The organism is Bacillus sp. GW823-FHT06B01 (genome assembly GCF_058952315.1).
Map to the genome: position 1 here is coordinate 65,202 of NZ_JBXAHR010000008.1, position 26,530 is coordinate 91,731.

General features: G+C 37.4%; 48 protein-coding genes. All 48 read right to left on the bottom strand.

Annotated features, from left to right (window positions below):
• On the bottom strand, window positions 1-144 hold the full coding sequence (locus AC1Q8N_RS26115; protein WP_176545322.1) for a hypothetical protein: 144 nt from the start codon (window positions 142-144) through the stop codon (window positions 1-3).
• On the bottom strand, window positions 144-422 hold the full coding sequence (locus AC1Q8N_RS26120) for a hypothetical protein (protein WP_016094801.1): 279 nt from the start codon (window positions 420-422) through the stop codon (window positions 144-146). Before AC1Q8N_RS26120 ends, AC1Q8N_RS26115 begins: the two co-directional genes overlap by 1 nt.
• A gap of 434 nt (window positions 423-856) precedes the next feature.
• Window positions 857-1,156, bottom strand: coding sequence for a hypothetical protein (locus AC1Q8N_RS26125; protein ID WP_493521447.1), 300 nt, complete (start codon window positions 1,154-1,156; stop codon window positions 857-859).
• Between the two features lie 3 nt (window positions 1,157-1,159).
• Complete coding sequence (locus AC1Q8N_RS26130) at window positions 1,160-1,594, bottom strand: hypothetical protein (protein ID WP_098640161.1); 435 nt, start codon at window positions 1,592-1,594, stop codon at window positions 1,160-1,162.
• 49 nt (window positions 1,595-1,643) lie between these two features.
• A complete protein-coding gene (locus AC1Q8N_RS26135) occupies window positions 1,644-4,775 on the bottom strand; it encodes a PHP domain-containing protein (protein WP_493521448.1) in 3,132 nt (1,043 codons plus the stop codon).
• 32 nt (window positions 4,776-4,807) lie between these two features.
• Window positions 4,808-5,011: a hypothetical protein gene (locus tag AC1Q8N_RS26140; protein ID WP_098392794.1), complete on the bottom strand. Its 204-nt coding sequence runs from the start codon at window positions 5,009-5,011 to the stop codon at window positions 4,808-4,810.
• Window positions 5,012-5,042: 31 nt separating this feature from the next.
• Entirely contained in the window at window positions 5,043-5,261 is a 219-nt protein-coding gene (locus AC1Q8N_RS26145) for a hypothetical protein (RefSeq protein ID WP_098392795.1), read from the bottom strand.
• Between the two features lie 28 nt (window positions 5,262-5,289).
• The gene (locus AC1Q8N_RS26150; protein WP_098392796.1) at window positions 5,290-5,871 is read right to left on the bottom strand and encodes a thymidine kinase; all 582 of its coding nucleotides are present in this window, start codon (window positions 5,869-5,871) and stop codon (window positions 5,290-5,292) included.
• A 108-nt stretch (window positions 5,872-5,979) separates the two neighbouring features.
• Window positions 5,980-6,345: a hypothetical protein gene (locus AC1Q8N_RS26155; RefSeq protein ID WP_098392797.1), complete on the bottom strand. Its 366-nt coding sequence runs from the start codon at window positions 6,343-6,345 to the stop codon at window positions 5,980-5,982.
• Complete coding sequence (locus AC1Q8N_RS26160; protein ID WP_493521449.1) at window positions 6,345-6,638, bottom strand: hypothetical protein; 294 nt, start codon at window positions 6,636-6,638, stop codon at window positions 6,345-6,347. Before AC1Q8N_RS26160 ends, AC1Q8N_RS26155 begins: the two co-directional genes overlap by 1 nt.
• Entirely contained in the window at window positions 6,635-6,880 is a 246-nt protein-coding gene (locus tag AC1Q8N_RS26165; RefSeq protein WP_098392799.1) for a hypothetical protein, read from the bottom strand. The genes AC1Q8N_RS26160 and AC1Q8N_RS26165 overlap by 4 nt, the downstream gene beginning before the upstream one ends.
• A gap of 30 nt (window positions 6,881-6,910) precedes the next feature.
• The gene (locus AC1Q8N_RS26170) at window positions 6,911-7,258 is read right to left on the bottom strand and encodes a hypothetical protein (RefSeq protein ID WP_493521450.1); all 348 of its coding nucleotides are present in this window, start codon (window positions 7,256-7,258) and stop codon (window positions 6,911-6,913) included.
• Between the two features lie 39 nt (window positions 7,259-7,297).
• The gene (locus tag AC1Q8N_RS26175; protein WP_493521451.1) at window positions 7,298-8,599 is read right to left on the bottom strand and encodes an ATP-dependent DNA ligase; all 1,302 of its coding nucleotides are present in this window, start codon (window positions 8,597-8,599) and stop codon (window positions 7,298-7,300) included.
• Between the two features lie 175 nt (window positions 8,600-8,774).
• Window positions 8,775-9,194 carry a DUF1653 domain-containing protein gene (locus AC1Q8N_RS26180; protein WP_493521452.1) on the bottom strand — a complete coding sequence of 140 codons (420 nt, stop codon included), beginning with the start codon at window positions 9,192-9,194 and terminating at the stop codon, window positions 8,775-8,777.
• A gap of 9 nt (window positions 9,195-9,203) precedes the next feature.
• Window positions 9,204-9,470 carry a hypothetical protein gene (locus tag AC1Q8N_RS26185; protein WP_493521453.1) on the bottom strand — a complete coding sequence of 89 codons (267 nt, stop codon included), beginning with the start codon at window positions 9,468-9,470 and terminating at the stop codon, window positions 9,204-9,206.
• A gap of 162 nt (window positions 9,471-9,632) precedes the next feature.
• Entirely contained in the window at window positions 9,633-9,851 is a 219-nt protein-coding gene (locus tag AC1Q8N_RS26190; protein WP_493521454.1) for a hypothetical protein, read from the bottom strand.
• Window positions 9,852-9,862: 11 nt separating this feature from the next.
• Window positions 9,863-10,066 (bottom strand): hypothetical protein, encoded by a 204-nt coding sequence (locus AC1Q8N_RS26195; RefSeq protein WP_493521455.1) that lies wholly within the window; start codon window positions 10,064-10,066, stop codon window positions 9,863-9,865.
• 20 nt (window positions 10,067-10,086) lie between these two features.
• A complete protein-coding gene (locus AC1Q8N_RS26200; protein ID WP_493521456.1) occupies window positions 10,087-10,278 on the bottom strand; it encodes a hypothetical protein in 192 nt (63 codons plus the stop codon).
• 4 nt (window positions 10,279-10,282) lie between these two features.
• Entirely contained in the window at window positions 10,283-10,567 is a 285-nt protein-coding gene (locus tag AC1Q8N_RS26205) for a hypothetical protein (protein ID WP_016094820.1), read from the bottom strand.
• Window positions 10,568-10,601: 34 nt separating this feature from the next.
• Window positions 10,602-10,775 carry a hypothetical protein gene (locus AC1Q8N_RS26210; RefSeq protein ID WP_154214024.1) on the bottom strand — a complete coding sequence of 58 codons (174 nt, stop codon included), beginning with the start codon at window positions 10,773-10,775 and terminating at the stop codon, window positions 10,602-10,604.
• Complete coding sequence (locus AC1Q8N_RS26215) at window positions 10,768-11,007, bottom strand: hypothetical protein (protein ID WP_016094821.1); 240 nt, start codon at window positions 11,005-11,007, stop codon at window positions 10,768-10,770. Before AC1Q8N_RS26215 ends, AC1Q8N_RS26210 begins: the two co-directional genes overlap by 8 nt.
• 31 nt (window positions 11,008-11,038) lie before the next feature.
• Window positions 11,039-11,260, bottom strand: a complete 222-nt coding sequence (locus tag AC1Q8N_RS26220; protein WP_493521457.1) for a hypothetical protein — start codon at window positions 11,258-11,260, stop codon at window positions 11,039-11,041.
• A gap of 8 nt (window positions 11,261-11,268) precedes the next feature.
• The gene (locus tag AC1Q8N_RS26225; protein WP_098640144.1) at window positions 11,269-11,454 is read right to left on the bottom strand and encodes a hypothetical protein; all 186 of its coding nucleotides are present in this window, start codon (window positions 11,452-11,454) and stop codon (window positions 11,269-11,271) included.
• A gap of 145 nt (window positions 11,455-11,599) precedes the next feature.
• Window positions 11,600-11,878: a hypothetical protein gene (locus AC1Q8N_RS26230; RefSeq protein WP_493521458.1), complete on the bottom strand. Its 279-nt coding sequence runs from the start codon at window positions 11,876-11,878 to the stop codon at window positions 11,600-11,602.
• Window positions 11,879-11,951: 73 nt separating this feature from the next.
• Window positions 11,952-14,009 carry a DUF2135 domain-containing protein gene (locus AC1Q8N_RS26235; RefSeq protein ID WP_098640142.1) on the bottom strand — a complete coding sequence of 686 codons (2,058 nt, stop codon included), beginning with the start codon at window positions 14,007-14,009 and terminating at the stop codon, window positions 11,952-11,954.
• Between the two features lie 46 nt (window positions 14,010-14,055).
• Complete coding sequence (locus AC1Q8N_RS26240; protein ID WP_098392815.1) at window positions 14,056-14,322, bottom strand: hypothetical protein; 267 nt, start codon at window positions 14,320-14,322, stop codon at window positions 14,056-14,058.
• 23 nt (window positions 14,323-14,345) lie between these two features.
• Complete coding sequence (locus tag AC1Q8N_RS26245) at window positions 14,346-14,522, bottom strand: hypothetical protein (protein WP_176545320.1); 177 nt, start codon at window positions 14,520-14,522, stop codon at window positions 14,346-14,348.
• A gap of 17 nt (window positions 14,523-14,539) precedes the next feature.
• Window positions 14,540-14,755 carry a hypothetical protein gene (locus AC1Q8N_RS26250; RefSeq protein WP_098640141.1) on the bottom strand — a complete coding sequence of 72 codons (216 nt, stop codon included), beginning with the start codon at window positions 14,753-14,755 and terminating at the stop codon, window positions 14,540-14,542.
• A gap of 2 nt (window positions 14,756-14,757) precedes the next feature.
• The gene (locus tag AC1Q8N_RS26255) at window positions 14,758-15,480 is read right to left on the bottom strand and encodes a VWA domain-containing protein (RefSeq protein WP_098640191.1); all 723 of its coding nucleotides are present in this window, start codon (window positions 15,478-15,480) and stop codon (window positions 14,758-14,760) included.
• A 40-nt stretch (window positions 15,481-15,520) separates the two neighbouring features.
• On the bottom strand, window positions 15,521-15,709 hold the full coding sequence (locus AC1Q8N_RS26260; protein WP_098640140.1) for a hypothetical protein: 189 nt from the start codon (window positions 15,707-15,709) through the stop codon (window positions 15,521-15,523).
• A 6-nt stretch (window positions 15,710-15,715) separates the two neighbouring features.
• A complete protein-coding gene (locus AC1Q8N_RS26265) occupies window positions 15,716-15,967 on the bottom strand; it encodes a hypothetical protein (protein ID WP_098640139.1) in 252 nt (83 codons plus the stop codon).
• A gap of 13 nt (window positions 15,968-15,980) precedes the next feature.
• Window positions 15,981-16,139: a hypothetical protein gene (locus tag AC1Q8N_RS26270; protein ID WP_176523171.1), complete on the bottom strand. Its 159-nt coding sequence runs from the start codon at window positions 16,137-16,139 to the stop codon at window positions 15,981-15,983.
• 1 nt (window position 16,140) lies between these two features.
• Entirely contained in the window at window positions 16,141-16,320 is a 180-nt protein-coding gene (locus AC1Q8N_RS26275; RefSeq protein ID WP_098392822.1) for a hypothetical protein, read from the bottom strand.
• A 9-nt stretch (window positions 16,321-16,329) separates the two neighbouring features.
• Window positions 16,330-16,710 (bottom strand): hypothetical protein, encoded by a 381-nt coding sequence (locus AC1Q8N_RS26280; RefSeq protein WP_098640138.1) that lies wholly within the window; start codon window positions 16,708-16,710, stop codon window positions 16,330-16,332.
• A gap of 14 nt (window positions 16,711-16,724) precedes the next feature.
• Complete coding sequence (locus tag AC1Q8N_RS26285; protein ID WP_098640137.1) at window positions 16,725-17,138, bottom strand: hypothetical protein; 414 nt, start codon at window positions 17,136-17,138, stop codon at window positions 16,725-16,727.
• The gene (locus AC1Q8N_RS26290) at window positions 17,119-17,610 is read right to left on the bottom strand and encodes a ribonuclease H family protein (RefSeq protein WP_493521459.1); all 492 of its coding nucleotides are present in this window, start codon (window positions 17,608-17,610) and stop codon (window positions 17,119-17,121) included. Before AC1Q8N_RS26290 ends, AC1Q8N_RS26285 begins: the two co-directional genes overlap by 20 nt.
• Window positions 17,582-17,905, bottom strand: coding sequence for a hypothetical protein (locus AC1Q8N_RS26295; protein ID WP_493521460.1), 324 nt, complete (start codon window positions 17,903-17,905; stop codon window positions 17,582-17,584). Before AC1Q8N_RS26295 ends, AC1Q8N_RS26290 begins: the two co-directional genes overlap by 29 nt.
• A gap of 120 nt (window positions 17,906-18,025) precedes the next feature.
• Window positions 18,026-18,556: a LysM peptidoglycan-binding domain-containing protein gene (locus AC1Q8N_RS26300; protein ID WP_493521461.1), complete on the bottom strand. Its 531-nt coding sequence runs from the start codon at window positions 18,554-18,556 to the stop codon at window positions 18,026-18,028.
• Window positions 18,557-18,691: 135 nt separating this feature from the next.
• Window positions 18,692-19,882 carry a NupC/NupG family nucleoside CNT transporter gene (locus AC1Q8N_RS26305; protein WP_098392828.1) on the bottom strand — a complete coding sequence of 397 codons (1,191 nt, stop codon included), beginning with the start codon at window positions 19,880-19,882 and terminating at the stop codon, window positions 18,692-18,694.
• A gap of 13 nt (window positions 19,883-19,895) precedes the next feature.
• Window positions 19,896-20,567, bottom strand: coding sequence for a deoxynucleoside kinase (locus tag AC1Q8N_RS26310; protein ID WP_493521462.1), 672 nt, complete (start codon window positions 20,565-20,567; stop codon window positions 19,896-19,898).
• 68 nt (window positions 20,568-20,635) lie between these two features.
• Window positions 20,636-21,091, bottom strand: a complete 456-nt coding sequence (locus tag AC1Q8N_RS26315; RefSeq protein WP_098392830.1) for a nucleoside 2-deoxyribosyltransferase — start codon at window positions 21,089-21,091, stop codon at window positions 20,636-20,638.
• Window positions 21,092-21,111: 20 nt separating this feature from the next.
• Complete coding sequence (locus AC1Q8N_RS26320) at window positions 21,112-21,834, bottom strand: dCTP deaminase/dUTPase family protein (RefSeq protein ID WP_098640133.1); 723 nt, start codon at window positions 21,832-21,834, stop codon at window positions 21,112-21,114.
• A gap of 68 nt (window positions 21,835-21,902) precedes the next feature.
• Complete coding sequence (locus AC1Q8N_RS26325; RefSeq protein ID WP_098640132.1) at window positions 21,903-22,208, bottom strand: hypothetical protein; 306 nt, start codon at window positions 22,206-22,208, stop codon at window positions 21,903-21,905.
• Window positions 22,205-22,363, bottom strand: coding sequence for a hypothetical protein (locus AC1Q8N_RS26330; RefSeq protein WP_176545319.1), 159 nt, complete (start codon window positions 22,361-22,363; stop codon window positions 22,205-22,207). Before AC1Q8N_RS26330 ends, AC1Q8N_RS26325 begins: the two co-directional genes overlap by 4 nt.
• Before the next feature lie 387 nt (window positions 22,364-22,750).
• Window positions 22,751-23,008: a thioredoxin domain-containing protein gene (locus tag AC1Q8N_RS26335; protein WP_493521463.1), complete on the bottom strand. Its 258-nt coding sequence runs from the start codon at window positions 23,006-23,008 to the stop codon at window positions 22,751-22,753.
• 23 nt (window positions 23,009-23,031) lie between these two features.
• Window positions 23,032-24,006, bottom strand: a complete 975-nt coding sequence (nrdF, locus tag AC1Q8N_RS26340; protein WP_493521464.1) for a class 1b ribonucleoside-diphosphate reductase subunit beta — start codon at window positions 24,004-24,006, stop codon at window positions 23,032-23,034.
• A gap of 44 nt (window positions 24,007-24,050) precedes the next feature.
• The gene (gene nrdE, locus AC1Q8N_RS26345) at window positions 24,051-26,159 is read right to left on the bottom strand and encodes a class 1b ribonucleoside-diphosphate reductase subunit alpha (protein ID WP_493521465.1); all 2,109 of its coding nucleotides are present in this window, start codon (window positions 26,157-26,159) and stop codon (window positions 24,051-24,053) included.
• Window positions 26,138-26,515: a class Ib ribonucleoside-diphosphate reductase assembly flavoprotein NrdI gene (gene nrdI, locus AC1Q8N_RS26350; RefSeq protein ID WP_098392837.1), complete on the bottom strand. Its 378-nt coding sequence runs from the start codon at window positions 26,513-26,515 to the stop codon at window positions 26,138-26,140. Before nrdI ends, nrdE begins: the two co-directional genes overlap by 22 nt.
• Between the last annotated feature and the right edge of the window lie 15 nt (window positions 26,516-26,530).

A 26,530-nucleotide genomic window follows, 5' to 3' on the forward strand; every position in this document is an offset into this window, starting at 1 on the left:
TTAGTCATCCTTTCTATCTATCAATCCATATAATTTAAAAGCATCTGCTAGTGAACCGATTGTCATTTGGTGAAACGGGTTATTTGTGTCTAAACTCTCTAGAGCTTCTATTAATTTCCGCTTCAAATCATCACATTCAGTCATTAGCTTGCCTCACTTACCTCTTCAACTTTTTGCATCACTGCAATCCATTTTTGATTGAACATCGCACCTTCTCCGCTCCTCATCTTGAGTCTAGTTGGTTTGAGTCCATCTTCTTTAAAACTGTATATCTTACCGCTATTGGCTACTTCGAAGATTGGTCTAATGCATTCATATCCTCTTCCTTCTAGCTCAATAACACGTTTAACACACTCAAGCTTATCTCCACCAGTGACGGTGATTCTAAAAGGTTGGTCTTTATCCTTATGGTTGGTCGCCATTTCATACATCCTTTTATTATTTTTTACACTTGTAAGTAAATTTCAAAGTCCACTCGCTTGTGAACTCCTTTATATTATCATTAATTTTTACACTTGTCAACATCTTCTGAGAGAATTAAGCATTTCGCTCCCCTTCCCTCATCTGATATATTCATTATATATTACACTTGTATCAACTGTCAATGCTTTAGTTGAAAGTTTTTAAAACAAAAAAAGTGAGATAAACACTAGGCTTATCTCACTCTCCTGCATATAGATATCTTAAATAAAATTCCCCTTTTAAATAATCCATGAGACAGTCCTCATGCACGTATGCCTCGTCCAACACGAGGATGCAGTACTCACCATAACTGATGTCTTCATCGCATGAAGCACAACGACAAAAACGCCTCAATGCATTATCGGGCGTATCTGTCTTGTAGTCATCGTAATGATTAGAGTTTATATAACTCATCTTCTACGTGTTTTTTAAATAGATTCATATCCTTCACATACTCATCATAGCATTTCATAAAATATCCATAGAATACAATGATGCATAGAACATCCTCATACCGTTTATTAGGGGCTTTTAAATTAGGGAATAATACAAGGCTCTTACTCTCACTTGCTTTGTTAATCATGAATCCTCGTAAAATATCTTTCTGATAACCTTTCACTTCTGCACCACATAACTCTTTAGCAAAGAGAAGGATATCATTCTTATAATCTTCTAAGTTATGAGTCTCACTCATTACTTATTCCTCCCTTTCAGACATCTCGCAAGCATCACCATAACCGCCCCAATTGTCTACTCCCATTGCTTCTAGACAATTTAAGAAGTGTTGGCTCTCTAGTAATCCTTCATATTCTCCTTTTGAGATGGTTACTGTCTTAGGCTCAGTTTTACCCATCTCTTTATAAAGCTCGACTACCTCCTCACGACTCTTGCCTAGTAATGCTCGTGCAAACTTGAACAGTTCCCAGTCAGTGAAATCTTCATTTCTACAGAATTTACAAGTCTCACTTTCATCAAGCTTCTCCCCAGTCTTCTCATCAAACTCGGCTACAACTCCATCATTCTCTGCACATTCGTCACAACACCAACGATATCCGCAAATACAACTTACAAAGTATCCGCAATCAGAGAATGTGTCCTCGCAACTCTTACAAACATAATAATCTACTCCCATAAATCTCTTCCTTTCAATTCATTATTTTTTACACTTGTAAGGAATTAGATTAATCCCTTACAAGTTTCTTACAGTGAGTGATGTATGAGTCGTACTCATCAATCTTCACCCATTTGCCATCTACTTTACGGCTCTTCTGACGCATCTCTGTGTCTAAAAGTTTAATAGTATCTCCTACTTCTAGAGCAGGATTACCCATAGAATCGAAGTAGTGAACCTTCTTCATCTTCATAGGTACTTCTTGTCCAGTTTTCACTTGGTATAAAGTAATAACTGGTGTGTATTTCGTATTAACCTCTACTACAACATAGAATGAAGGCTTCACATTCGGCTTCTTAAATGTTGAGTATCCTAAGTACTCTTTCTCAAAACTAATCTGTTCGAATAAATCTAAAGGTGGTAACTCTTGAGATTTAATGATTTGAATCTCTTCGGTTAGCAATCCAATACGTTTCATCTTCGTATTAGCCTTGTGAGTCTTACTGTATCGGTTCTTTCCTTTATGGATTAATTCCGCAATCTTTAATAACTCTTCAGGTGTTCCATAATCACTAAAGAAGTTCAATCGAATCAGGATGTTGAGCTGTTTTGAGTTAACAGATGTTCTCTCCATGATGTCGATGAATAGCTTTAGAATTGGCTCATCAACTGTTAATACCTCATCGCCTACTAGAATAGTCTTTGTATCTTCTTGGTGAGCGATGTCATATAATTCATTTGCAACTCGCTCATTCAAGTATTTAATAGATTTTAATCCTTTATAGATTGTGTTCGTATCCTTATCAGGTGAATAAGAACTTAAAGACTTACCGAAATGAATCGGTGCAACCTTGATTCCAAAACAGTCAAGCTCTTTCATAATCTTAGCTGTCATCTCTGTATTATCTTGATATAGATTCAGTACAACCGTGTAATATTCAAGCGGATATTCTGCTTTCAAGTAAGCTCCATAGATTGAGTCTAGTGCTACTGATAAGGCATGTGATGCATTAAATCCATATCCAACTGCATCCTCAATGATTTTCCACACCTTTAGAGCTTGTTCATGGCTACCTGTTTTCTCAACGAATCCATTGATGAACTTGTCATGGATAGGCTCAATTACGCCTTCTACCTTCTTGGAAATGGCTTTTAGGAGTCCATAGGTGACGTCCTCACTAAAGCCTGCGAATACCAGTGCTGACATGATGTTCTCCTGATAGAGTACAAAGTTATCACTCTCTTTAAGGATTTCATCAAAAGCAGGTATCCCATATGAGAACGGCTGTCGATTTAAGAACACATCTTTCATAGATGCAAACGATGGTCGAATCGCTGATACCCATGCAGATAATTCTCGGATACTCCTCGGCATATATCGCTTAACTTGAGGTGTTCCACTATCTGTTCCTGCTTGGTTCAGTGTGGCGGTTAATCCTTGCTCATATAACTCCCATACTTTGGGATTATTTTCTACTAATTTAGTTAGTTCACGGATATCGGGAATTGGCGCACCAATTAATTCAAATGTTTCTGCAATAATCCGCCAAACCGTAACTACAAGAAAATCATTTTTAAGAAATTTCCATACATCTGACGTGTATGAATCTATGACTGCACACATCTCATCTCCAACTTTGATAACTCCAACCTCTTCTGAAATTGGTTTATCTAGTAACAAGAATGCACATGGATGAGGTGATACAGAGTCAATTACTCCAACGAATCGGTTAGCTTCTTCAATTAAGCCTCTCCATTGTGGATGATTCTCGTAGTCCTCAAGATTCTTCGCTACATCGTTGTATTCACTCATTTTCATTCCTCTTGAACGACATAAGTTACGGAATGCAGATGGACGCTTCATTGTTCCGAATGCAGTCATGTAATAAACATTATCTTCTCCAAGAAATTCTCTACATGCCTCTGCGAATGGTGTTGCGTCAGCAGTATTGAAATCCACATCGGGCAAAGATTTCGTCTCAAGAATACGTGATTTAGACATGAATCGTGTTGGATACAATGTAACAGGGGCATCCACTCTATCAATCTCTGTGAATCCAAGCAACTTATTTATGTAGAAACTTGGAGCAGAACCACGACCTGTACGTGTTAAGACTCCGCCTTTTTCTTTTGCTCGTTTAATTCCTTTATAGTTCAGCAGGAAATAGTCTTCCATTTTCGTAGTTTCAATGATATCCATCTCAAACTTAATCGCTTCGATGTATTCTGCATGGCGACTAACTGGGATGTGCTGTTTATCTTTGTTCCACTCTTTCTGAACAATCTTCTTGAGCTTATTTACCTTCTCCTTATGTGATAAATGAGGGTAAATCGTAGGCATCTTAATGTCCTTATTCAGTACAATCTCTTCAAAGTCATCTACAATACATGTATTCTGCAATGCTTGTGTGACCTGTTCCTGTGTGAATACACCTTGTGCATCATAACGCTCATATAACGTCTCTGAGCTTGGATAATCTAAAATGAATCCATCTTCATCGTCATAGAAGATTCCTTTACCCTGTAGGAGTAAATCACGATACTGAGCATCTTCGGGATAGATATAATGTGTATCATTAGCATGAACTAATGGGATATTATATTTCTCGTGAAAAGCTAGAATCTTTTCGTTGTATGCTTTCTGTACTGGGTGAACGTGAGGTTGAATCTCTAGATAGAAATTATCACCAAAGTACTTGTGACATTTGCAAATGAAACAATCAGCATATTCACTGTCGTACTTATTAACTGGACTCGCCACACATGTTGATGTGACAACTACATCTTTCGGATTCAATGAGAATAATAACTCTTCATCAATACGTGGCTTATAGTAATAGCCTGTCTTATTTGCTTCTGACATAATAGTAATCAACTGCTTCATACCTCGTTCATTACGAGCCATAACTAACAGATGGGTATTCGTCTTATCTTTCTCGAAGCGGTTCTTAACGTAATAGAACTCGATTCCAAAGATGTATTTTAATCCGTATTGCTTAGCTACATCATAGTATTCAAAAATATTTCCTGCATATCCATGTTCAACAGTAGATAGTGTTTTGTGTCCTAGCTCCACTGCACGCTTAGCAATATCTTCGGGTTTAATAATACAATCAACCGTAAAGATGTTGCTGTAGTGAGTGTGTTTGTGCCAGTTCTCATATCTAATATCGAAATTTGTAAGGACATTTCTATGTTCCACAAGTCTCACTAGCATCACTCTTTCATTATTTTTTACACTTGTTTAGCAACATAACTAACGACTTGTCGCATGTAATACGGAACAAAGAACGGGTCTCTGCTTAAATCTCCATACCACATGCATCTCAAGTATCGTAATTCTTCTTTGCTAATATTTATATTTGGGTCTTTAAGGATATCCTTAATCGAATATCCTTTTAAACCACGTAATTCCTCATATTGTTGCTTTGTAATCATTGCTGTTAACCTCTCCTACTTGTGTAGGTGATTAATAAGCGTGTCGCAACTCGCTTTCAAAAGCAGAAATCTCAACATAGTCAAATTTACCATTAGCAAATGGATGCTTTTCAACAGACTTCAACTGAAACTGTAGCACTCCATTTCCTACTTCAACCTTACTTTTCAAAGTGATACCAACGATTTCATAGAGAAAATCATCCTCGCCACCACGCAAAATAACTTCATCACCTTTTTGAAACTTTAACATTTTTAAACACCTCTAGTTTCATTATTTTTTACATTTGAGAGGTAGCTTGGAAAGAGTTATAGCATTCACGACAAATGCTACGATAACTCTCTTCGAACCCGACTTGAACCACTTCTCCGTGGAACACTGGTCTACTATTAAGTAATCGCATGTTTCGGATTGCTTTATTCGTACAATAGATACACACGTTAGGCATATCAGAGATTGTATCAGCATTCTCAATTAATGCTTTAGAGCCTTCAAATAGAACTCCTCTGAAATCAACTAGCAGTCCATAACTGTACACATCAATCTTCAATTCATCAACGATGCTTACTAATTCTAGTACTTGCTCTGTTGTTAAGAACTGAGCTTCATCAACAAAGATGTAAAGCGGACGATGCTTCTTCGCTAATTCAAACATCTTGCCTTTTTCTTCTCCGCCAACTAATGTTGCAGGAATTTCAGTGTCCAATGCTCGTGATTTAACTGCATCTCCATCTCGTGTATCTAACTTTGGCTTGAATACAAGAACCTCTTTCTGTTGTCCTTGTAAGCTGAAAACTCGCATGATAAGCTCTGCTGATTTTCGACCGTTCATTGTTGTGTGAATATACTGCAATTCAGCCATTCTAAATCTCTCCTCATTATATTATCATTATTTATTACACTTGTAAAGTGTTTGATTCATTATTAATCATGCTAAAAGGCAGTAAAATTAATCACTGCCTTCAAACTATCACTCTGAAATCGTTCGATTAAATAGTGAAACTTTAATTTCCTCTTTTGTCATATCTAATAATCTTAAAGCATGTTCTAGAAGCTCTGTATCATCTGCTTCCTTCTCACGGAATGAGTCAACGTTTAGCGTAAAATCACAAACATTGTCCGATGTATGGTCACGGTAATCCATTTCAAACTTTCGTCCTTTATACTCGATTACATAGCGACCGTGTTCATACCATCCGTCAACCGAATCCGTTTCTTGGTGATATTCGACATCCTCGTGACACTCAAGAAGAGATTGAATATCACCACCAAATTCTCCTTCAAATACGGCACGACCGAATACAGCATGGATTAACTCTTCGCCTTTTCTAACCATTATTTCACAGCCTTCCATATATGAGATACTACTTCAACTTTCTCTACTTCTTCACATTCAATGTATCCATCTGAATCAGTTACATATTGCTCTTCCCATCCATAGGAACGCTCAACACGCTTTCCTTTACATGCATAATGCTTGCCACCATGCATAAAGATTACTGTGCGTTCCTGATAACTATCATGTTCGCCTTGAGTCCATTTAGGTGATTCAACTTCATATAAATCACTTGCACCATGACTCCATCCACTCAAAACTGTATCTTTTAGGTCTTCTAATAGGAATTTCATTGCTTCACAGCCTCAAATTCATATGTAGAATTACGTGTAGCCACAATCAATCCGCCTACTTGGTTTCTTGATACCTGTACAACAGTCGAAGTACGAAGACCTCTTCCACTACCGTCCACTAATGTGAAAACTGCTGATAATCCAAGTTCTGCTCCTTGTACAGTGAACTCCTGTCCAACATATTCTTCTTGCCAATTGCTTGAGTTGTTATTTGATTTAAAGTTTACTAATGTGTATGTCATAGTTTCCCTCCTGTAGTTGTTTTGTGAGAATTAATCCCACAAAACGTCCTCTTCTTTCATACAACCTACTGCCACTACTCCATTTGCAATAACTACTCCGTTACACTGCTTTGGACGTGGAATAAGTTGCATATCATATTCGCTTGCACGGTAAAGCTTCTGCGCTCCACGAAGGATATTTACTTGAACCGATTGAGTTAATCGCTCTAATGATTTAAAAGTACCGTTATAAGCGCCCTTCCCTGCCATAGAGTGGAAACGGTAAAGTCCTGTCACTTCAATGCAAACGTATGTATCTCGTTTTGTTACTAACATGTCTCCTAATTCAATTCGTGGAAATGACTCTTCTTGTTGTGTTTGTGGTTCTAATACTCGCATTGTTTTCTCTCCCTTAATTCATTATTTTTTACACTTGTTTTAAATATAACTTGGCTCGTCTTTATCTGTACGAATCGTGCGGAACACTGGGAATCGTAATGAAATTCCACCATCCTGATTTGTACTCTCCTCAAAGAACTGAACCTCTGCAATTTTCCCGATATAGTCTTCTTGGTTGAACCAAAAATCTACTCGCTCTGCATCTGTGAATCCTGAGCCTACACCGACTTCAAATCCTTTATAATCAACAACCATTGCACCTAGTTTGCCCTTGTTCTTACCGTCTCCTTCTTCCATGCGAAGAATTGTAAGGTCAACTGTATGCATCTTCTTAACTTTCAATAGATTACTTGTGCGTTTACATTCGTAAACTCCATCTACTCGGTTTACCATGACACCTTCTTTATTTTCTAGAATCATTTGGTCAAGATAATGAGCAATCATTTCTTTATCTGAGCCAACATATAGCAACGGAACTAATTCTAGATGCTTGAACTGTACAAATGTTGATGCGAAGATTTCCATTAACTTCTTACGACGCTTTTTGTAGATTACCTTTGAACGTCCCTCGTGGAACTCATCTGCTGTTAAGATATCAAAGATATGGAACGTTAAGCCAAGCTTCTCTCCATCTTTTCTAACAACCTTTTGCGTAGCTCGGAATAGGTCATCACTTGATAATCCTTCTTCATTTTTAAGAAGCAGTTCTCCATCATACACAAAACCTTCGGGTAACAGTGCAATCTCTGCTGTAATTTCAACTAAATCTAGTACTGGTTGTCCTTGTCGTGTGAAGAATTTAATCGTTCCATTCTCCTTGACACATACTACTCGGTTTCCATCTAATTTCTCTGTAACAGCAAATTCACCAGTTAACTTATGTGCCTCATCTGAGTAAGCTTTAGCTAGCTGTACATTGAACTCAGGAATGAATTTCTCTCCAAATGCTTTATTAATAGTCTTTGCAGTGATACCACTCTTGAATGACTTCGTGAACAGCTCCTTGAAGAATACAATTTCACTTGGAATCATTAATGTACCTAAGAAGTATTGAACGACAGCAATGTCACTATCACGACCGCTATTATTTTCTTTTAAATACTTGAGTACATCTAATCCATTTTCGAATTTATGCTCAGTAGGCAATTCTAAGAATCTCTCTGTGCTTAGCTTTTTATTAACTTTCTTCTTGCTTAATCCTGTAATAACATATGGATTGTAAAGGAAGTCCAATACATATCGTAGTTCCTCATTTTCCTTATGTTGCTTTAAGATTGATTCCTTAACAGTTCTGCTAGAGTCCGCTTTGATTCGCTCTAGAATTTCAATTACATTTTCCATTTAACCCCTCCTGCTACTATTGGCTGTGCTAGACATCAATATTGGAACTATGATAGAACCAACTAGTGCAATTACACATGCGAAACCCAACACTGGTGAACCTCCGATGATGAGAACTGGGATAGCAATTGTTAATGCCATCCCTATTAAAATCCCAAACAGGAAAGCTGTTGGTTTAGTCATTTTCAATGTTCTCATTTTCATTATTTTTTACACTTGTATTATTTTTTTGAAGCTCTCGGATGATGTCATAGACTTCTTCATCTTTAAGCCTTTTAAATCTTTCAACATATCTGCCTTCAAATTCCACATGCTCAAGGAACATGCTTAATGGTCGTAACCATTTCTCGCCTTTGATACCTTCATATAGAATCAACGGCTTTTCCATAACATACTGCTTGTCTACTGAATAGAAATTTAGTCCATATCCTTCTGACCATTTAGTTAGATAGACGGGAATCTCTTCTTCTGTCTCAGTGTGCTTAGCAATGAAAACTTGCTCTCTCCCGAATTGCTCTCCTAAATATGTTTCACGGACACTTACGGGTTTTTGCAGTACATTGTAATAGCCACCTTTATAATGTTGGTAAATCATTTACTCACCTCATTTAAGAGAATTTCTAGTTTTAGCTGACATCTCAATATCATTCTTATCTACAGCTTGTTGCAGATTTGCTACTTCACAAGTACACTCAATATTCCCACCAAGACTCAAGCCATCAATTCGGACTAATACTCCTTGTTCGAAATAGTGAAGTAAACCATTTGTATTGTTCCCAATGATGATTCCGTATCCATCTTTGACTTGAGGTGTTACCTCGTTCTTTTGCATAGCTTTTTTTGCTTGCTTTTTCTTCTGTCTCTTATTCATCCAATCATCCCCTCTAAAATAGCTACAATAATTTCACAGATAATCTCTAGGATAAAGAAATCCTTCCCAGTAGATTTATCCCATATATAATAAAGTGCAAACAGCACGGATAAACATAACATGATAATCCCAAACACTAACATCTATATCAAAGCCTTTCGCTTAGTCACAAGAGATTGAGCCTCCGCCATCTCCGCAACTTGAACTTGAACCTCCACCATCTCCATCGCTAAAAGCAAAGAATGAAGAATTATCGTGATAACTGCTTCCACCACTCGAACCATTTCGACGTTTTTTACTTGATGAGCCACTTGATACTGATGATGCCATTGCAATAAGCGCTAAAAGTAATACAACCATAATTAATGCAATCCAAACCATTGTTAATCCTCCTATGCTATTAAAGTTACTGTTAATGCCAGCTCTCCGCCTTCTCTTAGCAGGCTGACGATATATCCCTCTCTATGTAAACCGACAACGAGAAATCCGTAGTCGAAATCATCTTTCACACTTTCAAAATTACTAACTTTAATCTGATATCTTTCACCCTTAACTTTATCTACCTTGGCAAAAGAATTAATTACTTTTTCAATCATTAACTGCTCTTCATAAAACACTAATTTTCATTTCCTCTCACTACTTTTTCAACGGTTATATCTCTATTTAAATTTACGTGGAGTCCATACTTTAAAAATACGGCTTCTGCAATAAGCTCGTCCGACTCCGCTATACTCATTGAATTAGTTGAGATATCTTCTGCATCAATTTCAACACAAAATCTAACTGTAGCTGTGCCGATAACTTTCATTCTATTAACTCCTTACTTCAACTTCATAGAAGTTCTTTGCTTTTAGATAGTCGTAATCTAGGAACTCCGTTACCATGAATCCGATAAACTCTGAATCTATTACATCAAACTCATGAATAGATACATATATGTTATCAACGCCCCACTCTTCTTCATTAAAGACAACCGTTCTTGTCACACCATCTTTCAGCATGTTTTCATAGACTTCTTGCTTATCGAATTTCTTTTCAAAATTCATAGCATCAAAATCTCCATCACCACTGACTAATAAAAATACTCTTTTCGTCATTCGTTTCGCTCCTTAAATCAAATCATCTTTCTATTCACTCTTTATGTTCTGCAAAATTATCAAACTGGTGTTTTAAAGCTTCTTCCAGTGCTTCATCAAATAATGCAAATACTGTATCAACTCTTTCTTTACCTAGCTTTTCGCACAGATGACTATAACAGCGTTGATATTCTTGGTATATTGCTTCCTTCAACATCGCTTTATTCATTTGTCATATTCTGTATTTGAAGAAACTCAACAACAGACAAGTCTTGAATCTTCACTCGGCTAAGAGGAATCTCTTTCTTATAAGTAATTTTTGAATAACTACATGTCGCTTTAAAGTCCTTTGACGACTTCGCTTCTAAAGCTGTCTCTAAATCTTTCTCATCGTTTACAAGTAACACTTCTGCAAACCCTGACGTTCCTGCTGTGTCAAATCGTACAAAATAAGCTTTCATCTTCATATTCTCCTTAAATCAAAGAATGATTTTATTTAGATATTCGATTAATTCTCTCTATCAAATCATCCTCTAGTTTCTCCATTTCAATTATCACCTGATTTTTATGATGTCTTAAAACCGTCAAACATACACTCAAGCCTGATTCTTCACTCAAATGTGGACTAGGCTCTACTGCATGGTAATGAGATACCCTTAACTTCTCAAGTTCATAATTAATTTTCTTCATAATCTCTTCTATTTTTACTGTCATGTCAATAATCATCCTCTATATCGACGTGGCTTCACATTTGCATAATTATCATAGTCAATTGCAAACCGCCAAATATTCATTGCCCAACCTAGAGGAGTTTTTCTGAATGAGAAAAACTTGAAATCTTCTTTATCCCATTCCCTTCCAAATACGAAACTGAGATATTTTGGTTTATTTGTATTGCCCCATTGCATCGTACCACTCCTCGAAAAACTCTTTATTGCACTTTTGGCAAAATGACCAAGGGTAATGCATTCCAATTCTTATGTTGTGAATCATGTCTCTCTTACTAAAATACTTAGTACACAAGTCGCATTTTTTCCAAAGTAACAACATAACTTACTCATACCCTAGTATTTCAGTTTTAACTATTGGTCTCATTTGTTTCTTTGTATATCCATGACCTTGACAAATCTCGCATTCTACAATTTTGGTTTTTATATCCTGCGCCCAACCGCTATCAGGAAGACCCTTTGGATAAGCATCGTATTTAGCCTGTAAACTACCCTCTCCTTTGCACTTTGGACATTCATAAGGTCTGTCTTGCATTTTAATAATTTCGCTTAATTTGAAATCACCAAAAATTTGAATTGCTTCTTTTAACTGTACAATCTTCACTTTTTCACCTCATTATTAAGGACTGTGTTCCCACTCTGATAAGCAGGAACACAAAGCCTTTAACTTTATATCATCAATCCCATCTATCAATCTTGATGATTCGAGTAGAATTACCTGTAGTTACTTTCACAGTCAAGTTCCACTCAGTGTCTTTAGAATAACCAACTCCACATGCGTCAGCTTTATCGCCACCCTCGATTGGAGTGTTAGCAGTGAATGCTTCTAATGTCTTACGGATTTGTCGTAAATCAGATTTCAACATCTCGTTAAAGAAGCCTCGACCTTTACCTTCTGACATATCCTTCATTCCATCTAGTAGGAAGAATACATGTGTCCCTGCTCCGATAACTTTCTTCTCTTCCCATAGGTTAGGAGAAGTCGTGATACCATTTACTTTCACAAATTCACCTGTTCCAATAGACCATGCACTTTCAGTAGAATGAGAGTTTCCTCGGATAGTTGGTTGTTGTCCTCGTACATAATCAAACTCAAACACTGTGACACTTTGCTTCTCTTTTAACGGTTCTCCTTCATGACGATAAACTTGACCGTTAATCTCTAATTCTAATTTGAATGGAGTACCTTGACGATGATTCACTCTCTCAGTGAAATTGTGAACATAGATGCGGTATCTACCCTCAGGTGCATTTTGAGACCATCTCAGGTTTTCAACTGGTTTCTCACTGCTCTCATCTAAACCATTCATATCTAGGTCTAAATAACCACCACAACGACCTCGTTTATGATTGTATTTGATATGCTCTCCCGATGGAGTAATGCAATGCAAGTCAAGGTCAGTTAAACCTTCCCATAATAGTGAGCATCGGATTTCATTGTTCTCATATCGTCCGCCTGCTTCTTCTACACGACGCTTCATTTCTCCGTCGATACCACCGTGATAGTACCAACTAAATGTGTTATCCCATCGTAAGATATTTGGAGCTGTCGCATCCATTGCTGTAACTAATGCCATTAAACGATTTGGATTGTCCACGAGGACTTCCATCTTATCGGCTGTTGGCATCACAGTGCGTTGGAATTTCTCCCATGTCATCACTGATGTTGGCAATGTCATTACATTTGATTGCGTTTTACCTCGTGGTGTCAAGTGACCAAACACTCCACCAACTGCTGTCGTTTGAATTGCTTTCGTTGCCTTGTTCTTCCATAGGAAGTGTGGTAACTCTCCAAACATTGCATATCGTCTCTGTAGAGAACTTTCAATACCTAACTTTGCAACAATCTTTTCTGCTTCAAGAATTGCGTTTGCAGTTGGAGCAGATTGTGAACGCATGTGATTCTCAGGGTTCATCTTTTCAGCGAATCGAGCCGAAATAACTCGTGCTGATAATCCATCTTGGATATCGTCAAGTAATGTTCCAAGCATACCGCTTCGGATATGAGTAAATCCTGTAGGTGCAGTCGCAACAGCTTGCCACACGATATTTCGCTTTTGCTCAGAAGTTAAACGGCTTTCACGTTTCTCGATTACCTTCTTGAACCATCTGGCAGTGTCATAGACTTTATCTGAACGATATAGTGTTTCTGATTGAATTAATGCTAGTGCTTGCTCAACATTCTCAAGAGTGTAGCTTGATAGTGCATTAATTAACATGTTGTACTCTTCACGCTTCTGAGCCATAGCTTGTCCTGCTGTTTTCAGCATGTCATGGAATTGCATATGACTTGGAAGGTCTACGGAAAGATGAGTCCATTTCCCAGTCTTTGGAGTCCCTAATCGTCGCTCCTCAGTTAAGAACACGCCAGTTACTTTTGCATCTAATACTGCATTCTGCATAGCTTGAACTGCTTTCTTGAAGAATGGTGGTACAGCTTCTACATCCCACATTACAGAATGAGCATTGCCTTCTACGTCAATTGTCACTAGACCGCCAAAGCGATTGATAAATCGTCGGCACTCGTTACAGCTATAATTCTGACGAGATTCCTGTGGAAGATGGTTTAAATACACTTCGTATAAATCCTCTACATTAGTAGTGAATAGCTTCTGTCCTCCATGAATTGCTTCCTCGAAAGATACTTTCAAGCTGTCTTCAAACTCAGGATATTTATCTTTTCTGTCGTCGTATGCTCCAAAAGGATTATTGATAATTTGTTGGTAGTTTGTCATGATTAATTCGCTCCTTGTTGTTTGTTTTGTTTGAGATAAGTTTTACTTACTGTGGAAGTTTCGTTAGACGCATTTCCCATTCTTTCTTTGGATAAATACGTGCGATACCTCTTTGAGCCTCTAGTAATTCCTCAGCAGAGTCATAGAATTTCAATTTACTCTTCTGACCTGTGAGACTGATAATGAAGAATCCGTCCATCTTAGACTCGCAAATCATATAGAATCCATGATTTCTGTGACTCGTATGTTCGTATTCAATAACATCTCCTGCTACTACTTTTCTCTTTGTTTGACCATCTACTACTACGTTCATTGTTTAAGCCTCCTGTTTAACTTCTAATCAATGTACACACGCTTTAAATCATCGTTTTCTTCCACATAATCAACCTCACGTAATGTGACAGTAGCTTCAAAAAGTTTATGTGAATTTCCATTGTAGAAGTGTGATTGAATCCAATCTAAAATCTCCACTTTATCGTCATCCACGCATATATCAAACTTCTCTTGCTTCATATCATCAACCTCCCGTTTTAGCCGAACAACACTCTGTTCTGTTGAATGACCTTGATTAATTCCTTTTGGACAGAAATTGCACCTTTCAGAAACGCAATGCAACCCTCTTCCCATCCGTCACGATTCTTTCGCTTTTCATAACTCAGATATTTCTCAACAAACTTGAAATTGTTTTTCTGCATCTTATCTTTGAAATCAATAAGATGCTTGTATTCAGCTAGTAGCTCGTTCACTTTTAGCCCTCCTGTAGCACACCTTTATTTCGTGCCTCTTTAATCCACTGTGGAAATTCATTTAGCACTCTATTCATAAACTCTTCATCACTGATTTGACGTAAGTCATTAACGTGGAAGAAGTTTGCATTATCTAGAAATCTTCCTGACATTTTATTAAGCTTATCCAAGAACTCAAATTTCGCTCTTCCAATTCCGATAAACTGCCAAAAGATTGCTTGATTTGATGATTCACGGATAATTTTTTCAGCTTCATCTTTGTCAAAGTTATCACCGTCTGTTACAAAGAATACTAATGTAGGCACAGTTGGTTTTTCAGCAGGTTTACTTCCAATTAGCCGTGAAAGGAATCCTTGTTTCTGCACAGGTTGACCATACTTCTTCACGATTCTATCCATGACTCCTGCGTAGTATGTATAGCTTTCAAGTGACACTTTTCGTAGCAGAACATTGTTAATGAACCCTTGATAATTCCCTTCTGTTACAGTGCCAATCTCATGTGAATGCTTACCGAACGCAAATACATCAATGCTCTTATCGACGTCTAGATTCATACCGATACTTAGCAATCTATCGTTTAGCTCTTGCATTGTGCCGTTCATGTAGAGTGTTTCCATAGAAATAGAGATATCATCGACTACTGCAACTTGAGCCTTTTCACCGAAGATTTCCTTTTTCTCTAAAACTATCTGTGCTTTCTTGCTTAAATCAATTAAACTCACCATTGATGTTTCGCTCCTTTGTTGGATAAAATCGTACTTTTCTTCAATCATTCTTTGAAAGGCTATCTATGACTTCGACTGTCACCTTAACCGTTTTTCCTGCGAATCCGTTAAAGTAGTTCTCAACCTCTAAACCATTCAAGAATAATTTCTGTTTAAATCCATTGCTATGAGACCATGTTGTCTTCTTTTGAAAATTTCCTACAACCTCTAAACGTTCTCTAGATTTCATAGTGAATTACTCTCCTATTTTCATTACTTGAAATTCATTTGTAGACAATGTGACATTAACACTAATCTTTTCTTCATCACCTTTGCCCCAGTGAGTGTAGCTAGCGCCCTCACGAGCATGAACACCATTCTCTTCACAGAATCTAGCAATCGTTTTACTAATCTCAGCACATAACTCACCTTGCATCTTAGAAAGAGATTTCTCGCCTGTCTTACTTGCTCTATGAGTTCTGATATGACCTGCTCCAAAACAACACATCGTTTACACCATCCTAGATAAAGATTTTTGAAATTAACCATAAGAATCCTGTTATGGCTAATGCGTAAATAACACCTACAAATCCATACTTACCAATGAGTATTCCAACTATGAGAATGAAGGAACAGATAAATATAATTAATCCGAATATACATCCTTGTAATTGCTCCATATCAATACAACACCCAATATTCTTTGATACATCCAATCATGATGATGGCATAAATAATTGCGAATACCATCACCACTAGGAAGTCAATAAATTTTGATTTCTTAACTATTAACGCTATGTCAACAAATCCGAAGGTGAACATGAAGCCCATAATGATTGCTCCGTATGTTAAAGCTTGCATGTGAACCTCCTACCAATAACGCATCCAACCACGCTTAATGATTTCGTCTTGCAATTCTTTAATCTCTGTCTCTAATCGCTTCATATCAAGCTTTGTATCCATAAGAGATTTCATTGTCTCCTGCATTGTCCAAATATCTTTCACGTCACAATCCTTAGTGAAATCATGAATATAAATGTCGAATGTAGTATCTTTCTTCAATGACTTTAATTGGTTGTAGTCAAACATTTTCTTAACGATAAACATTTGTTTACTCTTGAATTGAGCTATAAGCCCTTCTCGCTCTTTCCCTTTTGAAAGAAATGCACCAAAGATACGTTTGAAATCTTCAACCTCTTGTTCTCCTTGAGCCATTATCTCAATCGGAATCATTTTAATTGCTTCACTCATCGTTGCTTTCTCCTTTAAAACATGCTTAGTTGTTCTTCTATCGGTTCTTTCACAGGTTCATCTAACACTTCCATGTCTTCGGTGCGGAATGCTACTAGCATAGTTACGGTTGTTGGTTCTTTATGACGCTTTTTCAATACGGTATATGAAATTTTACAGCCATAAAATTCTCCTTTACTCGCAATTCTGCTAATCTCCACAACCTCAGTTCGTGTTTTATCCATCTTGGCATGTGATGGTCTTGCTGTACCTGTTCGTGTATCTATGAACGAAGCTTCAAACTTGTAGAACTCATCCACCTCTTTGTATTTCTTGCTGTCCAACATTTCAATCATCTTGTTTTCTGCAACTGTCAGTAGGTTATCTTCTACTGGTCGTTTTAAAGGTGGTTTGCTCTCTATTTGTTTGTTAACTCGCTTCTTTGCCATATTTCTTTTCTCTCGCTTTCTTTACTGCTGATTTCGCCAATTGGTCACAGCGTTCGTTCAGAGGAATACCTATATGTCCTTTAACCTTTACGAACTCTACATCTTTCTGCTTCTCAACCAATTCAATCATTCGTTCCCATATATCCTTGTTCTCAACAGCTTTCTTCTTGCTGTTCTTCCAACCGTTCTTACGCCAGTTCACATACCACTTTTGTAAAAAGCAGTTAACAACATAAGCGCTGTCACTGTGGATTTTTATAGGAATGTTTGTTGTTGCGATATTTTCTAGAGCTACTACGACAGCCATCATTTCCATCGTGTTATTGGTTTGTCCTCCACCAAATGCCTTAGAAATTTCTCTATTATGACTCTTATAATTCATGACAATTCCAACGCCACCAAACTCGTTGTTCTTGTTGTCACATGAGCCGTCAGTCCATACGTCAATGTAATTCTTCATCCAACACTCCATTCTTAGGAGCTGTATAAATAGCAACCGTTTTACCAGTCACAGAACATTCACGTTTCCCTTCTACAGTAACTACGCCCTTCTCAACCAATTCATTTAAACGAGGATGGACATTGTTGCGGTCAGGTGTTTTAATAACATCTTTCTTCCACATATTCATAGCTAACTCACTAGCTGTTGCACCGTCTTTGTATTTGGTCAATTCGTTGAAAACATTTTTCTGACGTTCTGACAAAGATTCTTTGATTTCATCGTATGAAGATTTTCGTGTTTCCATTGTAGTTGTTGTACGTGACATTCACAGCATCCCTTTCGTTATTTTTTACATCTGTTGAGTTTTAAATGACTCTTTGGTTAAGAGTACTATTTATAAAACGACAATCAGTGTATTTATATTCATTATTTTTAACACTTATAATTAATTTTCATCGAGAGCTTCTGCACTCTCTAACAATTCCCAAACAACTTGTTTTACTATTCCATCATGCAATAACCACTCAGTGTGACAGTCAAGGCAATAGGAATTATAGATATTGTTATCTTCCACAATATCTTCTTCTATGTATGTGTTGTTCAGTTGATTTACATTTGAACCTTTACATGTCGGGCATGTATCCCAACTGTCCCAGTCAATCGGCTTGAATGCATCATCTTCATTCTCTTCGACCTTCTTGGATTCAGCAGTACCAAATTCCCGATTAATCTTGGTCATCGTTGAGTTCGACATATCAAACAACTTTGCGATTGCCGATAAAGTTTCATTCGTGTTGTTAAAACGCTCCATCAAGAACATCTTGAAGTCATCACTTAACTTCTTCCCGATAACCCTACTAGAACTTTTGTAACGTAACAATTCTGCTTTAATCTCCGATTCGGTAATACCGAACTCGTCTGATATATCTCTCAAGCTCCAACCATACTTGTAAAGCTTTAAGAGCTTTTGATTCAACCATTTCACTCCTTCCCTCAACCTTGTATACACATTGTATCATCTATTTTATGCACTTGCAATACCTTTTTTATTATTTTTTACATCTGTATTTAAGCAAATAAAAAGAGAGAGGATTTCTCCCCTCTCTCCATGTTACAGCAACCAAATACCAACGATAGTTGCACTGATTAAATTTGCTAAAAGTCCTGCTACAATCGCACGAAGTCCGTACTTAGCAACAATACCTCGTTTCTCAGGAACAAGAACGCCAATGCTTCCCAGTAAAATACCAATAGATGAGAAGTTAGCGAAGCCACCGATACCAATAGTTAACATAGCAATTGTACGAGTATCCATCTGTGACATCTCTTTTGCCATTGCAGAATAAGCAATAAACTCATTCGTTGCGAACTTCTGACCTAATAATTGACTTGCTGTCATTACTTGGTCATGGCTTACATTCATTAGGAATGCAAGTGGATAGAATAAGTATCCAAGCAACTGCTCAAGTGATACGCCAAAGTTTCCTAAGATACCATTTACTAATGCAATTAATGCTACGAAAGCAATTAACATTGTAGCTGTAGCACAAGCGATTTGCATACCGCTCATTGCACCATTTGAAATTGCTTCAAAAATATTAGCTGAACCTTGCTTACGGTCAAGCTCAATCTTGCCGTTCGTTTGGCTCTCCTCTGTTTCGGGAACAATTAGTTTTGCCACTAATAAACTGGAACCTGTAACCATGAAACATGCTACAAGCAACCATTCTAACGGGATACCCATTAAGCTGTATCCAATTAAGATTGAACCTGCCATAGAGCCTGTTCCTGCAACCATTACTGCGAACAGTTCTGCTTTCGTCAGATGTTTCAGATATGGTTTAATGAATGTCGGAACTTCGTTTTGTGAGGCAAAGATATTCATAACTGCACTAAATGTTTCTACTCGTGTAGTACCAAGTAGTTTAGATAATGCACCGCCCACATATTTAACAAAGAACTGAATGACATTCAGATAGAATAACACAGCGAATAACGCTCCAAAGAATACGATTACCATCAATACATTGATTGCAAATACAAATGTTGTATGCTCATTAAAGAATCCGCCAAATACAAACATGATTCCATCTGTTGCATAGCTTGAGATTTTTGTATAGCCATCCGATAACCATTTCATTGCTTGTTGACCTGCACTTGTTACTAGCAGGTAGGCTAATAGGAATTGCATAGCTAAAGCCGTTCCAATTGTTCGCCACTTAATTTTCTTCTTATTTTCAGATAGCAAGAATGCTAATCCTATTAGACCAATAAGACCTAATACTGACATTAAAATCTGCACTTCTATTTTCCTCCTAGATACCTAATTCCTCTAATTTCTCTTTTACAAGCTTCACTACATACTCTTTGTCCTTTTCGTTGTGAACATAATCTAGATTGTCTACATCAATGATTAAGACTTCGCTAGCTTTGTAGTGTTTCATTACCCACTCGTCGTACTCTTCCCATAGGAATCTGTAGTACTTGATTAGCTTTTCATCTAATTCAAACTCACGTCCACGTTGCTTGATTCTATGTAATACTGTTTCAAAGCTTCCTTTTAGGTAGACCATAAGGTCAGGAGATTTCTTTGGTAACTCCTCAAGCTCTTCCATCATGTTCTCAAAGAGTCCCATGTAGATTGTTTCCTCTAAATCAGTAATGCGGTTTTCTCCAATTAGTCGTCCATATTGCTGATTACGCTTCATGAAATAGATATCTTCATAGATACTGCGGTCTAATACGTTGTGAGAATGTATCAAGGCTTTCTTGATAGAATCAAATCTCGTATTCAAGAACCACAGTTGCAGTAGGAATGTTAAGCGCTCTGCTTCTGCTTCCTCTTTGCTTGCTGTATAGAATCGCTCCAATACAGGGTTGTTGTCTACTGATTCGTAGAACACTTCACTTTCTAATGTTTCACCTAATAATTTAGCCATGCTAGATTTCCCTAAAGAAATCATTCCACCTACACAGATAATAGCCATCGCCCACTTCCTTAATGTTAGTTATTTATTAGCCGTGGAGCATAAAGCCCCACAGCAATTAACAGTAATTAGCGAACTCCGCCATGCCAGTAGTTAGTCGGTAGGTTCTTCCAGTCATAATCTAGAGCTTCTTGACGACCTTTTAGGAATGCGTGACAAGAGTCAGTAAGCATTAAGTTGATGCCATCATGCTTCTCTGTGAATACAATCACAAATTTACCTGCTACGATACCTGCTCCAACTTCAAAGATTGTTCCTTGGTCAGAACCTTCGCCTTCACCATCATAAATAGCTACTACCATATCAGCTTCCATTAGGTGTTTCATATCATTTAAGTAAACTGCTTCACGCCACTCTTTTGAGAAAAGTTCGTACTGGTCGAATTGATTTTCTCGTGGAGAGAATACATCGAATCCTTGTTCACGTAACAACTTCTCCATGAATGCTACTCTTTCAATTTCTTCCTCACAGAAGAAAGGTGATGCTAAATAAATCTTCTTTGCGCCTGTATTTTCGTATGCCATATGTAATTGCTCCTCTAGTTTTATTTACCGCTTGAACCTAACTTGCCTTCACCACGTTCAGACGGAATTGCTTTTAATTCTTCAAATGAAATTTCCTTCACTCGTACTGGTGGCACATACTCAATTGTTGCTTGAGCAATAGCCTTGTTGTATGGGTAAAGAATCATATTCTCATGCTCTTCAACTTCTGTTACGGCAGATGTAAGAACGATATCCTTGTAAAGAGGAACGATATTGATGAAGATTTCTCCACGGTATCCACTATCCACGACACCACTTAAAATGTTCATGCCTACTTTCCCAGTAGAACCACGTTCGTGTTTAAGATTCATGTAGTACTTAGGAAGCATAGATGTTGCAATACCTGTTGGTACTAACGTCGGTCTACCTTTTGGAAGCAATAGCTCACGTACATGAACTTGCTCTTCCCCTTCTTGAACCACTCGTGCAGTCTCTAGGTTCGCATATAAATCAAATCCTGCATCTTCATCACGCTTAGTTGGGATAATTGCATCCTCACGAACTCGTGCAAATAACACAGTGTCCTTGTGAGAATCTTTGCGAATTGGCAACTTACGGATGTCCCATAACTTAACAACTTTCTCTTTGCCATCCTTGAATGTAACAGTAGCTTCATAGCTAGTAAGATTTACATCTTTAACTTTCACAGTCTCCTTAGTTTCCTTTAGAGTTACTAACTCGCCTGCTTTGTAATAGTTTTTCTTTTTCTTTAATTTTGTCATTGTGTTTTCCCTCCGCTTCCCCTCATTACGAGGGGATAAATTCATTATTTTTTACACTTGTGGTTTTTTTAAAATACTACGTCCCACACATTTCCTTCTGCGTCCGTGTACTCTACATCAATACTCGATAGTGTGTGACAGATGTCCATGTCACCATATGGAATTTGTAGGTGGTCATAATGGAATTTCTCAAGCTCATAGTGACCACTATGGTTTTCTTGTAAATCAATTAGTTCATCAATAATACCATCTTCAAATTCACTCTTTGTGTATGTATTGATTGTTGTGATGTAGTCCGCATCATTTGAATCTGCGACAATTGTCACTTTAAACCCTTCAACAGCAGGTCTCTTAGTTAAACTGTATTTGCTCATTCTGCTTTCTCCTCGCTAGTTTCGTATTTTTGTAGAGCCATTAAGGTATTGCTTTTGGCAATATACAGCATCGCACGTTCTTCTCGTGACCAATAGTTTTGCAATCTAACATCAAGCTCTTGTAGAGTCTTTTTAAGCTCTTTTTTGATGTTCATGATGCTCCCTCCCTTAAATAAAATTGTCATTTTACTGCACTCGGATGAACCAAGAACCCTTGATTAGAAAGTCGAATCTGATATAATCGGGCGGAACATCTGTCTTCTCAATGAAAAAGAACTCATCATCGTACTTACACATCAAATCGTCTTTACCTAAACATTTTTTAATATAATCGACACTAATTTCACGCCAAACAAATCCAAATGCACTAATCATAATATCCTCCAATCACTAACGTCAGGTGGTTCAAAAACAACCTTTATCATCTTTTCTTGACGTGGTAGAACAAGTACCATATCTTCACTAAGAGGTACAATCTCCCAGTCAGGATTATTCTCTATCAGTTCTTTGAGTTCTGCGTTCCCTTGTACATCAATCACTGCTTACAGTAATCCACGCTTTGTAAAGATTTCAGTCACTTTTGATTGACCTACGCCTTGATAACGCTGTACTTCTGCACCAGTATCGTCTAACAGAATAAGTACTGGTGTTTTAATAACGCCAAACTCTCCTGCCATTTCCATACCTTTTTCTTCTTTTACGTTGTACTCCTCATCTGCTTTCACACCTAAACGTCCCATAGTGTCAACAAGCATGTTACATGGTGTACATGGTGTTTGGTAAAACTTAATTACTTTCATTGCTATACTTCCTTTCGTGTTATTTATTTATTTTCAGCTTCCAATTGTGGGAAGTGGAAATCATCATCATTTAAATCTTCGTAAATAGCTTTTAAATAGCCATTACCTTTAGTTGAGAAGAAATCATGGTTCTTCGTATCAGTCTTCAACCCATTCTCAACGATAGGATTAATCTTCTTCTCTTCATAGATTGGCTCAAGACCTAGATTCATCATCGCTTTATTAGCGTTGTACTGTAAGAAATTCTTTACTTCGTGGTCTAAACCAATTGGAGCATAGATTTCCTCAGTGTAGCGGAACTCAATTTCCATCAATTCTTCTAATAGCTCAATTACCATGTTGTGTGCATGTTGTTTCTCTTCTTCTGTTAGCTCTTCAAATACTTCTTGAGCTAGGAGACCAACATAAACCCCGTGAATACTTTCGTCACGTAAAATTAGATTGATAATCTCACCACTAGCAACCATCTTTCCTTGACCTGCAAGATACAGGGGATAGAAGAATCCACTATAGAATAAGTAACTTTCTAGGAATACACTCGCTACCATAGCCATATACAGGCTTAGCTCATCATTGATATTCTGATACAAACTATCAATGCGGTCTGCTTTTTGTTGCAGTCGTGGATGCTCATTTACCCATGTGAACACTTCGTCAATTTCCTGTGGACTGATGAGTGTCGTAAAAATAGTAGAATAAGATTTTGCATGTACTGCTTCCATAGTTCCCATGAATGATAGAACTGCTTTACGCTGTAAATCAGGAATATGCTCAGAAATCTTAGGCATCCCTGCGATAGATTGCTTGGTATCTAGTAGTGTTAAACCACCTAATACTTTCTTATAAGTCTCTTGTTGTTCGGGAGATAGTAATCTCCAAGACTTTGAATCATTGGAAATAGGAATTTCCGTATCTAGCCAAAATTGAGCAACGTTTTGTTGCCAAAACATCTGTGTAAAACTATCTTCTTCAATGTTCCAGTTAACTGCTTTATGCATAAATTCACCTCGGTTTAATATAAGTTCAGCCTAACGGAAACCCGTTAAACTGAACATGAACTACATTCGCTAATATCTGATTTCTTTGTACGTGTATAGTACAGAGATTTCAGTCCTTTTTTCTGTGCATAGATAAAGTATCTAGCTAAATCTCGTGTCGTCGTTGTCATTCCATCTACATATAATGTTGTTGAAATTCCTTGGTCAACGTGACCTTGAATTACTGCCATTAAGTCAATCAGTTTATACATATCAACGTCATATGCTGATTGGTAGAAGAAGAAATTCTCATTCGAGATGTACGGCATTGGATAATGCGTTGTACTATCTTCATATGTACGAGTCTCGATTGGTTCGATGACAGGGAGTACACTTTGAGTAGCGTTCTGAACATATGAGATGGATTGAGTCGGAGCGATTGCCATGTTATAGGCATTAAACAGTCCGTGTTTCAAAATCTTTTCATTTAATTCAGACCAGTCCTCTTGAGTTGGAATATAAATTCCCTCAAATAATTTCTGTACCTTCTCAGTCTTCGGAGCAAAACTCTTTTCCAAGTATTTCTTGAGAGCATTTCCGTTTGCGTACTCACTCTTCTCAAATCCTGTAAATGTTTCGCCCATTTCTTTAGCTATGTCATTACTCTCTTCTAACGCATAGAAACGCATCATCATAAAGAATGTGTTCGCAAAGTCTCGTGCATATTCGCTACTGTATAGGATTTTATTCTTAGCTAAATATCCATGTAGGTTCATAGCTCCAAGACCAACAGAGTGAAGTGCTTCATTTGCTTTCTTAACAGTTGGTACTTCATCAATTGCAGATTCAATAGATACTGTCGTTAAAGCGTTAACTGCTAATCGTACAGCTTCTTTAATATTCTTATTTTCCATAACATTTACGATGTTGATAGAACCTAGATTACAGTTAACATCGTATCCAAACTTATCTTCACCCTTGTACCCTTGGATATCAGACTCAGTTTGCAGTTGGAAAATTTCCACACACAAATTAGACATTTTGACTTTGCCCAACCCTTTAAGCGTGTGTTGTTCATTCGCATTATCAATATTGATTAGGTATGGATAACCACTCTCAATTTGAGTTTTAGCGATATCTGTAAGCATCTTACGAGCAGGGAGCATTTGCTTCTTACGTACTCGTGGGTTATTAAGCAACTTCTCATACCATTCATCCATGTCCATGTCATCTAAATAAATTCCATACTCTTTACGGACACTATTAGGATAGAATGTAAAGTACGGTTCATTCTTCTCAGCAAGCTCATAGAACTTGTTTGGAATAATAAGACCAAGAGAAAGTGTTTTTAATCGAATATTCTCATCGGCATTAATCTTTTTCGTAGACAAGAACTCGATAATATCAGGATGGAAGATGTTTAAGTAAACCGCTCCTGCACCTTTACGTTGACCTTTTTGGTCGAACTGATTGAATACACCTTCAAATAATTTAGCTACGCCAACAACACTCTTAGAGGCATTCTCAGTTCCACTAATATCTTCTCCTGCACTACGTAATTTAGATAAGTTGATTGCAACTCCTCCACCCATACGTGACAAGTGACCTGCTGATTGCAGAGCATAGAAGATACTTTCTGTTGTATCCTGTGTATCTAAAAGGAAACATGATACATATTTACCACCACGATATCTTCCTACATTCAAGAACGTGGGCGTTGCAGGCTGATAATCTTGTTGGATTAATACAGTTGCAAACCTCTTAGCCTTCTCCACATCACCTTTACCAAAGAACAATGCATTTACAGCTACTCGGTCTTCATATCGCTCTAGGTATCGTGTACCATCATCTGTCTTCAACGAGTAATTGTTGTAGAATTTAAATGCCGACATGAATGATGCAAATCTAAATTCCTTATCGTATACATATTTGAAGATTTCTTCTACCTCTTCGAATTTATACATGTCAAAGATTTTCTTGTCATAGTAGATTGATTCGGTTGAATTATCACCAAACATGTACTCTAATTGTTCATTGAGAGTATGGAAGTATTGCATGTTTTGGTTAACATGGTCTACAAAGTAACTCTTTACTGCTTCCAAGTCTTTCTCGAATTGGAATCTTCCATCTTTCTCAATTTTTACTTCATTATTCAGTTCGTAATATTTTGCCAAATTCGCTTCACCTCTGATTTAACTTTTTCAACGTCGCTGTCTAGCCCCGACATCTCGAATTTGTGCAATATATTTACTTCAAACTCCTCTGAGATTCTGTCGGCACTAAAAGCGAATCTCATGCCCCAATTTTTGTTGCCACTAGCACAAACACCTACGATGTTTTCAGCGTGCTTGGGGTTATTTCTCAAAAAATCAATAGTAGACTTAGGGACAGCTCCGAAGCCCGTCGTATATGTAATCAGGACGAACTTCTCACTAACCACTAAGTCTCTATGAATCTTTGTGTTGGGCATGTCTAGCTTTTGCACAAATCTCTCAACGTTCTTCGTCTTTGAGTCATACACAATAAGCAATTCAGCCAACTCCAA